Genomic DNA, 13,502 nt, shown 5'->3' with positions numbered 1-13,502 from the left:
AGGAGACGACTTTAATGAGAGTGAATTACGGGCAAACAGTGCATGGCCAGGAAGAGATCGATGCCGTGGTCGAGGTGCTGAAAACATCCACGCAAATGGGCCCCAAAGTGCGCGAGATGCAGCAGCAGGTCTCGGCCCTGTTTGCCAAGCGCCATGGTGTGATGGTCAATTCCGGATCATCGGCCAACTACCTCGCCGTGGAAATCCTTGACCTGCCGAAAGGCAGTGAGGTCATTACGCCTGCGCTGACATTTGCGACAACCGTGGCCCCATTGGTCCGACAGGGCCTGATCCCCGCATTTGTCGATGCGGCCCCAGGGACTTACAATATCGATGTGGATGCCATCGAACGGATGATCACGCCGAAAACCTCGGCCATGATGATCCCATCGTTGATTGGCAACCTGCCCGATTGGCGCCGTATCCGCGAACTGGCCGATGCCCATGGTCTGAAAGTGATCGAAGACAGCGCCGATACGCTGGGCGCGACAATTGATGGAACCAGCACGGGTGTCTATTCCGACGTCTCAACCACCAGCTTCTATGGCAGCCATGTCATCAACGGTGCGGGCAATGGCGGCATGCTGTGCGTCAATGATGACGATCTGGGCCGCAAAGCGCTGTTGCTGCGCTCATGGGGGCGTTCGTCGTCCTTGTTTGTGGAATCCGAGGCCATCGAGAACCGCTTCAACGTGATGCTGGACGGTATCGAGTATGATGCGAAATTCCTGTTTGAAGATCTCGGCTACAATCTGGAACCGTCCGAGATCAGCGCCGCCTTTGGCTTGGTTCAACTGGGCAAACTGGACAACAATATTCAGGTTCGCGAAAAGGCATTTGCCGCGCATCGGGCGTTCTTTGCCCAGTATGAAGACTGGTTCATCCTGCCCGAACAACTGCCGGGTTCGCGGACCGGTTGGTTGGCCTTCCCATTGACCCTGCGCGAAGGCGCGCCGTTCACGCGCCGCGAATTGCAGATTTATCTTGAGAAGTCGGACATCCAGACCCGCCCCGTCTTTACCGGCAACATCCTGCGACAACCGGCCATGAAGAATGTCACGTGCCAAACCAGCCCCGACGGCTATCCCGCCGCCGATGCGGTGATGCGTGGCGGTATCCTTCTGGCGTGCCACCACGGTCTGGACGACGCGCAGATTGCCTATATGCATGAAACCTTTAACAAATTCGCCGAAACGCATGGCGCAAGGAAGGTCCCTGCATGACCGACGTCAGAGAGACCCAGGTTTCTCCGGAGATCGCCGCGCCTGCTGAGGGTTCAGCAAAGGCGCAGGCGGCACCGAAAGGGCATGCCGCGTCGTTCAATATGACGGTGCATGCCTTTCGGGGCGTAACCTCGCTGATGGTGTTCATTGCCCATCTGGCCGGGGGGACCGCACTGAACGCTTATGCAGATGATCCTTCTGTTTTCGCGGGTCTCGAACACTATTGGAACTTCGGAACCAATGTAGTGTTTTTCTTCTTTATCATCAGCGGCTTCGTTATCCTTCCCAGCTCGATCAAATATTCGCCGGGCGGGTTCGCTGCGCGACGTCTGATTCGGATCTATCCGCTGTTCTTTGCCATGACGATGTTGTTCATCGTGTTGAACGCGGTCACCAACACGGCGCCGGAACTGAAGGACCCGTGGAAGATCTTTCTGGCCTTAACGTTCTTGACCAATTTCACCAATACCGGGCAACTGACCCCCAACGCCTGGAGCATTGTCTATGAGATGTGGTTCTACCTTCTGACCGGGCTGGTCATGGCATTTGCCATCCATCGCCCATCGAAGATCGGTCTGGCGCTGTCTGTACTGGCTGCGGTGGCCTTCACACTCTATTTCCCGGCGACGCTGTTCTTCCTTGGCGGCGTGATGATCCGGCTGCTTGCAGATCGGGGCATGCTTCCAACCGGCAAACTGGTTCCGGTTGGCGAGATACTGGCATTTGGTGGCGCGGTCTATTTCCTGCAACTTGGCAAGGTTCTCTATATCCCGTCAGATTTCGTCGATCCGAATGTGACACTGACCATCGTGTTCTCGGTCTTGTATTTCATGCTGGCCATATCACCGGGCAGCATCAGTGGCCGCGTTTTTTCCAGCAAATGGATCTTCTATCTGGGCACGATCAGCTACAGCATGTTCCTGACACACCCCTACGTGTACCTGCCAATGCGCATGGTCTTCGAAAAGATGGGGTGGTTCGGTTCGAACTTTCCGCTGTCGGTTTCGATTTTTATCCTGGTGACAATTCCGCTGGGCGTACTGGTCGCGCATCTGGCGCACATAACGGTCGAAACCTGGCTGTATCAGAAGGTGTTCAAGCAAAAGGTGTTTTGATCCGAAATCATCGGGTCGCATTCGCCGAAAAGGAGGAAAGGAAAAAGACACAGGCACAGATTGGTAATACGCCCCCAAGGCAACGCTGTGTTTGAACCATCTGCTAAGCAATTCTGTGACGCAGAACTTCCTGAGATACCGGTTGCCGGACACATAACCGCAAACGGTACGCAACCTAAAACAGATAGCTGTCGCGCTTTTTGCGCATATTGAATTGAAATGAAGGTAGTGTGATGAATATGCAGAGTGTACGTCCAACATCCCGCACAACGTGCCGGGCCTGTAAATCAGAAAATCTGATGCTGGTATTGCCGATGGGCAATCACCCTCCGGCCAATATGTTCGCCAAAACGCAGGACTTGTCGGAACCGCAACCCGCATTTCCGCTGAACACGCAGGCCTGTCTGGACTGTGGCCTGATACAGGTCGCCGACCAGGTTCCGGCTGATTTCTTCACCGATTACCTCTACGTGCCGTCTGGCGCGGCTACGATGCATACCCATTTCGCGGGGCTCGCCCAGGTGGCGGTTGATCGCGCGCAAGGCGGTTTGATCGTGGATATCGGCTGTAACGACGGGCTTATGCTGTCCCATGCAAACGGGCTGGGCGGCAAGTGTCTGGGGATCGATCCGGCGGCGAACCTTGCCAAAATCGCGAATGAGCGTGGCGTGCGGGTCCATGTTGATTTCTTTAACCCGGAAACAGCCAAGACTGTGCGCGAACAGGAAGGCCCTGCAAGCGTCATCACGACAACAAATACCTTTAACCATATCGACGACCTGCACGGTTTCACCGCCGGTGTCCTTGATCTTTTGACCGACGATGGTGTGTTCATCATCGAGGTGCCTTGGGGCAAGGCCATTCTGGAAACCAATGAATTTGACAACGTGTATCACGAGCACGTCTCGGAACTGAGCTTGTTGTCCATCGTCAAGCTGGGAGAAGCGGTGGGTCTGGACGTTGTCGACGTGACCAAACTGCCGGTCCACGGCGGTTCTATGCGAGTGTTCATGCAGCGCGCGACTTTGAACAAAACGCCTGCGCCCATCGTAGCCGAAATGCTGGCCGACGAAGCGGCGGCAGGCATGACCGACCGCGCCAGTTATGAAGAGTTCGCCGATCGTGTGCACGAGTTGCGTGACAGCCTGCTGAAAATTCTGGCTGATCTGAAAGCCGACGGCAAGACAGTCGCAGGCTACGGCGCACCGGCCAAAGGCAACACGTTGCTGAACTATTTCGACATCGGGGTTGAGACGCTTGATTTCCTTGTCGACCGCAACCCGCTGAAGCAGGGGCTGTATTCGCCCGGCAAGCTGATCCCGGTTCTGCCGCCCGAAGCGGTTTTTGAACGCAAGCCCGATTACCTGCTGGTACTGGCCTGGAACTTCTTTGACGAGATCCGCGAACAAATGGCCGAGTTCGAAGCCCAGGGCGGAAAATTCATCGTCCCGCTGCCAATGCCGGTTATTCTTCCCTGAGGATCCGGCGATGGCACGTGTCCTCATAACAGGCGCATCAGGGTTCATCGGATCGCACCTCACTCGGGCCTGTCTGGACCGGGGGGATGAGGTTGCGATCCTGACACGACCGGGATCATCGCTCGGTCGTCTCGGGACCGCTGTGTCAGACGTTGCGACATATCGCTGCGCCTATTCTGACGAGAACGCGCTGCGCGATTGCTTTCAGGATTTTGCTCCGGACACGGTGTTTCACACAGCGGCACGAACACGGTTTTCGAACGCGCCAGACCTTTCGGACCTGGATCAGAGCATCGACGAAAACCTCAAGAGTTTGACCCGTCTGATCAAGGCGGCCGCGACCTGTGCGTCGCCGCCTCGGGCCTTTGTCCGAACCGGTACCATCGCAGAATACGGTGATGTTCCCCTGCCTTTTGTAGAAACAGAGCGGGAACATCCCATAAACGCGTACGGAACATCTCTTTTAGCGGGCACAAAATACCTTGAGATGGCGGCACCCAGATTGCCCTTTGTCGCCGTAACCACACGTCTGGCTTTGACCTACGGGCCGGGACAATCCGAAGACTTTCTGATCCCTCAGGTTATTGAAAACCTGCTCTGCAACAGACCCGTTCACCTTCGGCGGCCCCATGACAGGCGGGATCTAATCCATGTGGATGACGTCGTTCAGGGCCTGATGGAAATCGCAGACGCCCCTGAAAAGGCGGGCCCGGTCATCAACCTGTGCACGGGCCATGCGCCCGAGATGTCAGAGGTGGTTCAGCATCTAAGAACTTTGGCCGGAGCCGGTGAAAGCATGCTAAAATGCGATGCACCGGTTGATGAGCCAAATGTCCTGTTGCCCGACGCAAGCCAGATGAAGGCGCGATATGGTTGGCAACCCGCGATTTCACTGTTGGACGGCCTGACACGCACTTTTCAATGGGCAAAGCAGTTTAAAGCATCATCAGCGACGGCGGGAGCGCGCGCATGACACTGGTATCCATTCTAATTCCGGCCTTGAATGAGGAAGACAACGTCAAAACGGCCTATGACCGGGTTGTCAACGTCTTCGACAATCTGCCCGATTACGAGCCCGAGATCATCTTCACCGACAACCATTCGACGGACCGCACCTTTGACATTCTGTCCGAGATCGCAGCCGAGGATCACCGGGTCCGTGTAATCCGCTTTGCCCGAAACATGGGGTATCAATCGTCGGTTCTGACTGCGTATCGGTCTGCCAACGGCGCATGTTCGATTCAGCTGGATTGCGACATGCAGGACCCGCCCGAATTGATCCCGATGATGTTGGACTTGTGGCGGCAGGGCAATCACGTCGTCTATGGCATTCGCCGCAGCCTGCCCGACGGTCCGATTGTGGCCGCGGCCCGGCGGGGTTTCTATGCGTTGATCGACATGATCAGCAATGACGATCTACCCAGAAACGCGGGTGAGTTCCGCCTGACGGATCGCCGCATTCTGGACGAACTGCGCCTTGTAGACGACCGCTCGCCCTATGTGCGCGGATTGATCAGCGGCATGGGATTTCAGCAGGTCGGGTTTGAATATGATCGCGATGCCCGGACCGCAGGCGAGTCAAAGTTTCCGTTCAAGGCAATGCTGTCGCTGGCCATTGACGGGTTGATCAACCATTCGCTGCTGCCGTTGCGACTGGCCTCGATGATCAGCCTGACCGTGGGCCTGATGACCTTTTTGCTGATGATGGGCTACATCATCGGGAAGCTGTTTTTCGGGCAGGATTGGCCCGGCGGCTTTGCGACGACAACGATCCTGTTGCTGTTGTCGATGACCCTGAACGCCATGTTCCTTGGGATCCTGGGCGAATATATCGGCCGGATCTTCCTTCAATCCAAAGACCTGAACCGTCCGTTGATCGAGAAAGAGGTGAACGCGCCCCATCCGTTACACACCATCCCGGACACCCAATCGCAACACGCAGATTTGCCAGATAGCGGAATAAGTGGCCGTCTGCACAACGCGGCCGAGTAACCCCCATGAAGTTGTTAATGGTTCAAGGCGGTTTTGGTGCAGGTGGGGCGGAAAAGAACATCGCGATGATCGCCGAGCATCGGTTGAGCCTTGGGGATGAGGTGCATATCGTCGGGATGGCAACCCCCGACAACAGTTCGTATTTCGACTACCCCGAGGCGACGAACCTGCATGTTATTCACCCCGGCGACGGATTCTCAAAGCTGGTGCAATTTCGGCGATTGCTTCATATCCGGCAGACTGTACGGCAGGTGCAACCCGATCTGATTATGTCGTTCCTGACCAAGATCAACGTGCTGACCCTGTTGGCAAACACGGGTTTGAACGTCCCCATTTTGGTGTCAGAGCGTAACAATCCGCAAGCGCAGCACGCCCATCCGATCTGGTTGAAAGGGTTCAATACGCTGGCCCGCTCGGCCACGGCCATCGTGATGCAAACCGAGCGCGCCCGTCAGGATTTACCTGACGCTCTGGCGAATCACACGCATGTCATTCCCAATCCTTGCGCACCTTTTTTGGATGTCACGTTGGGGGAGGGGGCCACAAATTTGGTCGCCGTGGGCCGGTTGGAATGGCAAAAGGGGTTTGACCTGTTGCTGGATGCCATGCCCGAAATCATCAGCCGGGTGCCTGACGCCAAATTGACGATTTTTGGTGATGGCCCAAAACGCGATGAGCTTGAGCGTCAGGTTCAACGGCTGGGTCTGACCGACCGTGTTCAATTGCCCGGATCAAGCGCGCGACCCGGCGCGTGGATGCAGGACGCAGATGTGCTGGTGTTCCCGTCGCGGTTCGAAGGGTTTCCCAATGTGGTTGCCGAGGCAACCGTTTCCGGCTTGCCGGTTGTGGCCTTCGATTGCGCCTACGGCCCGCGAGAGATTGTCCGGGACGGAGAGAACGGTATCCTCGTTGCTCCGGAGGACACTCCGGCGTTGGCGAACGCTGTGGCAGGGCTGCTGACGGACAATGAAAGCCTTGCGAAAATGCGGCAATCTGCGGTGGAAAACCGGTACTGGCTGAAACCCTCTCGGGTGCTGAGTGACTGGGATCAGGTGATCGATCAAATTGTTCCAAGCCACTCGATGTTTCAGGAAAACTCGATAACGTCCGGCAACTGATCGAAGTCAATGATCCTTACCTGCGCGGCATGGGCCTGGTCCGGTGGGTTGGGATCGTGAACGGCTCCGGCCCGCAAAACCTGCACCGTTTGCCATCCCATCGCGTTCGGCGTCACGAAGTCTTTGGCCGGATTATCCGCGACATAGACCATTTTTGACCCGCCGGGGGCCAGGCTTTCCATTTCTTCAAATGCGCGGGGATGCGGTTTTCCAAACCCCTCGGGCCAAGCACCGGTGGGGCGAATATGCGCGATATGCGTTTCCAACCCCAGCGCGGCGATCTTGTTGCGCTGCATCCGCGCCGGCCCATCGGTGATCAACCCCATCGGATGGCTTGCGGCATTCAGAAACCGTTCCACGTCCGGGCTAAGCTGAATTTTTGGAACGTGCAGCCGGTATTCCTGCACCAGTCGATCAATGAAGTCCGGACTATCCGGCAGCCCGAGCAAAGCGCAGGCGGTATTGAAGATTTTCCGCCTGTCTCCGGTTGTAAAGATATTCTGACAGGCAGGTCCAAATCCTGAAACGCCGTAATGTTCTGCGACCCAACGTTCGAGATGCGCAAACCCGCTGAACGCAAAATCGCGTTCAAGATACAGGGTATCGTCCAGATCAAAAACCAGCATCAATCGATATACACGGCGCTGTCATACCGCATCATGCGCACCCCGTCGCGCCAATCGTTATGGGGGGACGATGGCAATCCGCCCACCTCTTCCAGCAGCCATTGCGCAAACGGCGCGCCTGCATGGTCTGCCAGCGGGTATCCACCCCCAAAACGCGCGTTTATTTCGATGACGCATGGCCCCAGTTTCGGGTCGTCAATGATCTGAAAGCACGCCACCCCTCGCAGGTCGGGCAGCGCGTGCACAATCCCCTCGGCAATTTTGTGCAGGTCAGCGCGGCGTTCCGTGCGGCCCTTTTCGACCTCGCCCGCCCTGATCTGGATCCGTTTGTGCGGTATCACCGTTTGCAGGCGGCCTTCCTGATCGACAAACATGTTAATCGTGTATTCCGGTCCGCTCAGATTGTCCTGAAAGATCATGGGTTCGGGGAAAACGGCGGGAACTTCGTCTATCGAATTGAAAACCTGAAGCCCGCGGCTGGCGCTGCCACCGCTTGGTTTCGCGAATGCTGGCCAGGACACACCGTCTGGATTTTCAAGAACTCCCGCGTGATCCAATGTGCGCGGAACGGGCACTCCGGCCGCTGCCAGAACGGCAGAGGTTTGATGCTTGTCCCGAACAACCTCGATCACATTCGGGGGCGAGACATGGACATGCGCGCCTGCGGCGGCGAATTCGTCCAGCGCCACGGACAGGGGCAACAGTTCGGGATCGATCGTGGGGACCACCAAATCCACACCATGATCGCGCACGATCTGTAAAACAGCAGGGATGTAACCGGGATCGTCGGTTCTTGGCACTGCAAACGCCTGATCAGCCAAAGCGCAGGCGGCGCTTTCATCCGGGTTCAAATCACATGCAAGAATTTCGAGATCACATTCAAGGCGTTCGGCGGCCGCACGAAAGCAGTTAAGCAATCCAACGCGACGACCAGCGGAACAAAGAAGAAGTTTCAAGGCGCGACGAGCCATGTTTACCTATAAAATATCAAACAACTACGCAGACCTACAGTTACATGGTTAAGGTAATTCTGTGAACGCTCATCGCGCCGTTGAGGCGAATTATTTTGCCCCCGTGCGGTTGTGATCAACCGTCGAAACATCCCGCCACCCCGCCGGCATGTACCAAACCGGCCAATAGGCTTAGATAACCGCGAAACACAGTGCAGATCGGCCAAAGAACCGACTTAAATGCGCACATAAACAAGCACTTGACTAGAATTTTACCGTTTCTACGGGATTCCCCTAATTCTCGTGCAGGGTTTATCTGTGTAATTTGAAGACAACAAAGTTTTACAACCGGTGAGGCCGCAAGGCTAAATCACTCACTCGTTGAATGGCCAGCATTTGGGGTGCTGGCCATTTGCCTTTCCGGCACCAAAAACACTCATTCATGGCTTTTGTACACTTGCCTGCGCAGGACGGCACGCAAGATCGCTGGGCATTGGCTGTGACCATCCACTTGCACGATCGGAATGGCCTGGAATTCGGCGGGCACGACCGGGATTCCAAAACAAAAAAGGGCCGGTCACAGGACCGGCCCAGTGAGTTCAGCTGAACCGAGGGATCAGTTCGAAGCTGCGTTCAGTTTTTCGTTCTGCTCGCGCAGCGAGTCCGAAATGATCGCGTACCATTCGCCGGACTCGCGCATTTCGTTCAGACCCTTGTTCATCATCGCAATGTATTCGCGCGCGAACGGGTTGGTGCGGTGCGCCAGGAAGCTCATCGACGACAGGGTCGAAACATATGGGTTTTCAATGATGTCAGCCGAGGTCAGGCCCATGTCGTTCATGGTAGATGCAAACAGATCAACTTCGAACGCCGCCACATCCGCGGTGCCGGTCAGAACTGCATCCAGACATTCACGCGCAGAGCTGGGCTGAACGACGGTTGTGTTCTCACGGTTCAAGCCAACTTCTTCCAGAACAACCATGCTCCAACCCGCCATCCGGCAAATGGTGGACCCTTCAAGATCACTGAAATCCGTCGCGCTTGCATACTGGCTTTCGGGCAGAGTGAAGAAGCCTCCGACGACGTCGTAGACCGGAACAGACGCAACAAACTGGGTGCAGCGCGCCGTTGTTTCAGCCGACCATTCGTATGTGCGGTTTGTGCAATCCGGAACGGTCCAGGCGATCGAGATATCAAATGCCCCAAGCGGCAACAGGGTCTCCAGGTGCGAGCTCCAGTCGTCTACGAAGCTGACCGAATAATCGCGGCTGTTGCCAGCCCGCTGCAGGCTGGTGGTTGCCAGACGGGTCATGATGCCGCCGCCGCTCAGCGCCTCGGTTGTGAACGGCTCCCAGCCGTTACCGGCAACCATCTTAATCGGCGGGGCGTAGACGTTCGAACGCTTGACGCTGGCCGCGCGCTGTTCTTCCGCTGCGATGATTTCCTGCGCCGATTGGCCGTTTGGCAGGCTGCCATCTTCACAGGGCAGAGCAAGGACCAGGCCAGGCTCAAGCGCGTTGGGGTTGTTGATGATGTTACGGTTCGCGTTGAAGATCGGCTGATAGTTCGAGGTGCCATAGGCGGCAATCGCGATGGTCGCCATCGTGTCGCCGTCTGCAACGGTGTAGTTGGTGCAGGCCTCTTGTGCTGCGGCAGCACCGGCGCTGAGCGCGGTAACGGCGCCGGCCGACATTACAACTTTCTTCAGATTAAATTCAAACATGTCCACTTCCTCCAGACTATTCGTTTGTCAGGCCATTTGGGGCCTTAGCCATTTTCCATTTGATGCCGCAGTGCAGACGACACGATGTCGCGCCATTCGCCGGATTGCTGCATGATTGTCAGACCCTGATTCAGCGTCTCAAGGATCGCTTCCCCATCAGGATTATCTTTGTGGGTCATGACGTTAAGCGACTTGATCGCCGCAAGGTTGGGGTTTTCGATGATGCGATGCTCGTAGCCCAGCCGCGAGATTGCCTCGACTGCCAGATGGGCTTCGATTGCGACGATATCCGCGCGCCCTTCGATGACCGCGTGAAAACAGTCATCTGGCGAAACGGGACGCATCAGGCTGATGACCGGCTCGTACAGGCTGACCGCATCCATGTGCGACAGCGACCAGCCTTCGGGGCGGCAGATGGTCGTGCCCGCGAAATCGGAATAGGTCAGCGTTTGTTCGTAGCCCGATCCTTCAAGGGCAAAGAACGTATCCACAACTTCGTAGAACGGGTTCGAGAAATTGTAGGTCTCACAGCGTTCACGGTCGCTTTCAGACAGGGCTGCCGCCTCTTCGCAATTGGGGCGCGACCATGGGAAGGTTCCGTCAAAGGCCAGCGTTGGCATCAGCAGGTCCAGATGCGAGGACCAGTCGTTGACGAACTGAATTTTATACGCCTGCTCGGGCGCGGCGCGCAGCATCGCAGTTTCGACCAGACGGGTGTAAAGTCCACGGTTCGGCAATTCCTCGTCGGTGAACGGCGCGTAGTTGCCGCCTGTGATCAGCAGAATCTGCCTGTCGCGGATCTCGGGGAGGTCGTCCGACCGGGCCTCTCGGATCAACGCAGCACCTTCGGCGCGGGCCGCTTCAATCTCTTCCACCGCCGACGCTTTGGCCGCCGAAACGGCGTCTTCGCTGGCTTTCTTGGCTTCGGCCTCGGCCGCTGCAACGCGGGCTTCGGCATCGGCAATCGCCTTTGCGGCACGCTCTTCTGCGGCTTTCACCAATTCCGATGCCATTTCGGCGGCCAGACGTTCCGCCTCGGTTTCTGGCGGAGCAACCGCACGGCCGACTTCTTCGAGGCAGGGCAGGGTCAGAACGTCACCGACACGGATGATGTTGGGGTTGGACCCGATGACATCGCGGTTTGCATCGTAAATGATGCGGAAATCCTCGGTCGAATAGACCTGGATCGTCAGTTCCCGCAGGCTGTCGCCGCGCTGAATCTCGTAGGTCGAACATGCCTCTTGCGCCGAGGCCGCGCCGGTGGCGGCGGCAAGGGCAAGGCTTGATATGATTAGGTGCTTTCTCATGGGTCCTGTTGCTTTGCCTGTTAGGGTCGTGTCGGTTTCGCGATTGCGATTGTCAGGTTGTCCTGATCTGGATTGGCCTTGGCCAGAACGGCCCGCAGCAAGGCGTCCGCGATTTCCTGTGCCAAAGCGGTTTTGTGTTCGCGCAGAACAGCTTCGATTTCGCTGTCCGAGAGGGTCTGCAACCCGTCGCTGCCAAGGATCACAACATCGCCCGAGCTCAGCGTCAGCGGCGTTTCAGGGCAGTCAACCTTGGGGATCGCACCACCCATGACAACCGACGTCAGCTGATTGCGATCCGGATGGGACAGCGCCTGCGCTTCGGTCAGCTTCCCTTCGGCCACTTGCGCATCGATCACGGGGGCCATCGAATGGTCTTCGTTGACCTGTGTCAGAACACCTTCCCGAAACAGATAAAGCGGGCTGTCACCGATTGAAATCCAGTACATTCGCTGGTCGAGGAAAAGCGCCCCCAGCAGCGTTGACCCCATATTGAAGCCGCCGCCTTTTTCTTCGTTGTGGTTCGCAATCGCCGTGTTGGCCAGCATCGCAGCCAGGGGCAATGCATCAACCGCTGCGGGTTCGGCCAGGGTTTCACCGCTCAGCTCCGCATCCAGAGACTCGCGCCAGGATGCGATTACCAGCTCCGAGGCGACCTCGCCCGCTTCATGACCGCCCATGCCGTCAGCGATCACGATGTAACCCGCGTCGACCGCATCGAACATCCGTGCAGCCACGGCATCTTCCTGCGTGTCTCGCTGACCCTGGTTCAGGATCAGCGCAATATCATATGCCGGAGTCGCCAGCATCTATTACGAATCCCGCCAGTCAAAGCCATCGTCGCAGAAGGCTGCAAACCGGATCGAGGTTTCGCTGATGCGGATCAGGTCGCCGCTGGACAGCGCCACAGTGCTTAGCACCGGTTTGCCGTTCAGGCGCACAAGGTTGGCCTTGCCGCCATGGCCCAGATAGCATTTGCGATCTTCCGGATCATAGGCAATCACCGCGTGGTTCGAGCGGGAAATCCCCGTATCGCCAAAGTCCAGCTGAATCGCCTGATCGTCGTTGCGGCCAATCTGCATCAGACCTTCTGTCAGGGTGATGCTGGCCCCACGTCCGGGCCCAGAGGTGACAACCAGCCACCCGACAGGGAAGGTCTCTTGCGCGGCCTCGGCTTTAGCGACCGGCTCAGCGGTTTCCATCAGGTCCTGAACATGCGTGTCGGCACGCTCGAACCCAAGGAACGTGGTCTTGACGCGCGAACGGCGATCCTGTGCCGGGGCAGGCTGTGGCGCCGCCTCAACTTCCTGCGCCACTTCAGGCGCGGCTTCAGCCACCGGGGCGGGGGTTTCAACGACCTCTGCCACTGGTTCTTCCGCGACCGGTTCCTCAACGGGGGTCTGCACCGGTTCCTCAGCAATCGCTTCCGGCTCAGAGGGTGCTTCTTCGATTGGCTCAACCGCGTCTTCGGTGGTCAGGCGCAGGGTCACGATCTGCTCATCCGCGACCGGTGCGGGCGTTTCTTCCTCTGCACCCATGTCAGCCGTTTCGGCCTCGTCTTCCACGAAGATCGACTGCTCAACCGGTTCCTCAACCTCTGCGGTATCTTCCTCAGCAAAGTCCGGCATCTTTTCTTCCGGCATCAATTCATCCGTTTCCTCATAGGAATCGGATGACATATTCCCGCCAGCCAGCGCCGCACGCAGGGCGTTGAAATCTGCGATCGGCTGTTCCTGCTTTTCCTCGATGGGATCTTCGCTGGCCGCTGCCGACGTGGTTTCCGAGGCTTCGTCTTCTTTGGCTTTGCCGGCGCCTTCGAGAAGCCGGCTAAGAGGGCTTTTGTATTTGAACATGGCGTCGACACCTTCAATCTTTTGGCACGCAACATGTGTGCCGGGGGCTGCAACATACCTCTGTGCAAGACAGCACAGCGGCTTTCATCATATTGAAAAACCAGGAAAACTCTTACATTC

12 protein-coding genes are annotated in these 13,502 nt (G+C 57.1%); 6 read left to right on the top strand and 6 right to left on the bottom strand.

Translation table 11 applies throughout. From position 1 onward, the window contains the following. Nucleotides 1-14: 14 nt before the first annotated feature. From ACR0E6_RS14555 to ACR0E6_RS14530, 6 genes are all read left to right on the top strand, one after another. Nucleotides 15-1,223: a DegT/DnrJ/EryC1/StrS family aminotransferase gene (locus ACR0E6_RS14555; protein ID WP_170453766.1), complete on the top strand. Its 1,209-nt coding sequence runs from the start codon at nt 15-17 to the stop codon at nt 1,221-1,223. Then, nucleotides 1,220-2,338, top strand: coding sequence for an acyltransferase family protein (locus ACR0E6_RS14550; RefSeq protein ID WP_170453765.1), 1,119 nt, complete (start codon nt 1,220-1,222; stop codon nt 2,336-2,338). The genes ACR0E6_RS14555 and ACR0E6_RS14550 overlap by 4 nt, the downstream gene beginning before the upstream one ends. A 233-nt stretch (nt 2,339-2,571) precedes the next feature. Next, a complete protein-coding gene (locus tag ACR0E6_RS14545; protein WP_170632315.1) occupies nt 2,572-3,816 on the top strand; it encodes a class I SAM-dependent methyltransferase in 1,245 nt (414 codons plus the stop codon). A 10-nt stretch (nt 3,817-3,826) separates the two neighbouring features. Next, nucleotides 3,827-4,789: an NAD-dependent epimerase/dehydratase family protein gene (locus ACR0E6_RS14540; protein ID WP_480584598.1), complete on the top strand. Its 963-nt coding sequence runs from the start codon at nt 3,827-3,829 to the stop codon at nt 4,787-4,789. After that, on the top strand, nt 4,786-5,808 hold the full coding sequence (locus ACR0E6_RS14535) for a glycosyltransferase family 2 protein (RefSeq protein ID WP_170522875.1): 1,023 nt from the start codon (nt 4,786-4,788) through the stop codon (nt 5,806-5,808). Before ACR0E6_RS14540 ends, ACR0E6_RS14535 begins: the two co-directional genes overlap by 4 nt. Before the next feature lie 5 nt (nt 5,809-5,813). Beyond that, nucleotides 5,814-6,926 (top strand): glycosyltransferase family 4 protein, encoded by a 1,113-nt coding sequence (locus ACR0E6_RS14530; RefSeq protein ID WP_480584596.1) that lies wholly within the window; start codon nt 5,814-5,816, stop codon nt 6,924-6,926. Here the strand turns inward: ACR0E6_RS14530 and ACR0E6_RS14525 are convergent. From ACR0E6_RS14525 to ACR0E6_RS14500, 6 genes are all read right to left on the bottom strand, one after another. Next, complete coding sequence (locus ACR0E6_RS14525) at nt 6,896-7,552, bottom strand: HAD family hydrolase (protein WP_480584594.1); 657 nt, start codon at nt 7,550-7,552, stop codon at nt 6,896-6,898. The two genes, ACR0E6_RS14530 and ACR0E6_RS14525, sit on opposite strands and share 31 nt — an antisense overlap. Beyond that, nucleotides 7,552-8,523, bottom strand: coding sequence for an ATP-grasp domain-containing protein (locus tag ACR0E6_RS14520; protein WP_170453759.1), 972 nt, complete (start codon nt 8,521-8,523; stop codon nt 7,552-7,554). The genes ACR0E6_RS14525 and ACR0E6_RS14520 overlap by 1 nt, the downstream gene beginning before the upstream one ends. 595 nt (nt 8,524-9,118) lie before the next feature. After that, complete coding sequence (locus tag ACR0E6_RS14515; protein ID WP_170453758.1) at nt 9,119-10,225, bottom strand: transporter substrate-binding domain-containing protein; 1,107 nt, start codon at nt 10,223-10,225, stop codon at nt 9,119-9,121. A gap of 44 nt (nt 10,226-10,269) precedes the next feature. Next, nucleotides 10,270-11,532 carry a type 2 periplasmic-binding domain-containing protein gene (locus tag ACR0E6_RS14510; RefSeq protein ID WP_480584592.1) on the bottom strand — a complete coding sequence of 421 codons (1,263 nt, stop codon included), beginning with the start codon at nt 11,530-11,532 and terminating at the stop codon, nt 10,270-10,272. A gap of 20 nt (nt 11,533-11,552) precedes the next feature. After that, entirely contained in the window at nt 11,553-12,338 is a 786-nt protein-coding gene (locus tag ACR0E6_RS14505) for a PP2C family protein-serine/threonine phosphatase (RefSeq protein ID WP_480584590.1), read from the bottom strand. Between the two features lie 3 nt (nt 12,339-12,341). Beyond that, nucleotides 12,342-13,382 carry an FHA domain-containing protein gene (locus ACR0E6_RS14500; RefSeq protein ID WP_480584588.1) on the bottom strand — a complete coding sequence of 347 codons (1,041 nt, stop codon included), beginning with the start codon at nt 13,380-13,382 and terminating at the stop codon, nt 12,342-12,344. Nucleotides 13,383-13,502 lie beyond the last annotated feature (120 nt).

This window comes from Ruegeria sp. AP12 (assembly GCF_056540025.1).
This window is presented reverse-complemented; position numbering and strand designations above follow the sequence as displayed.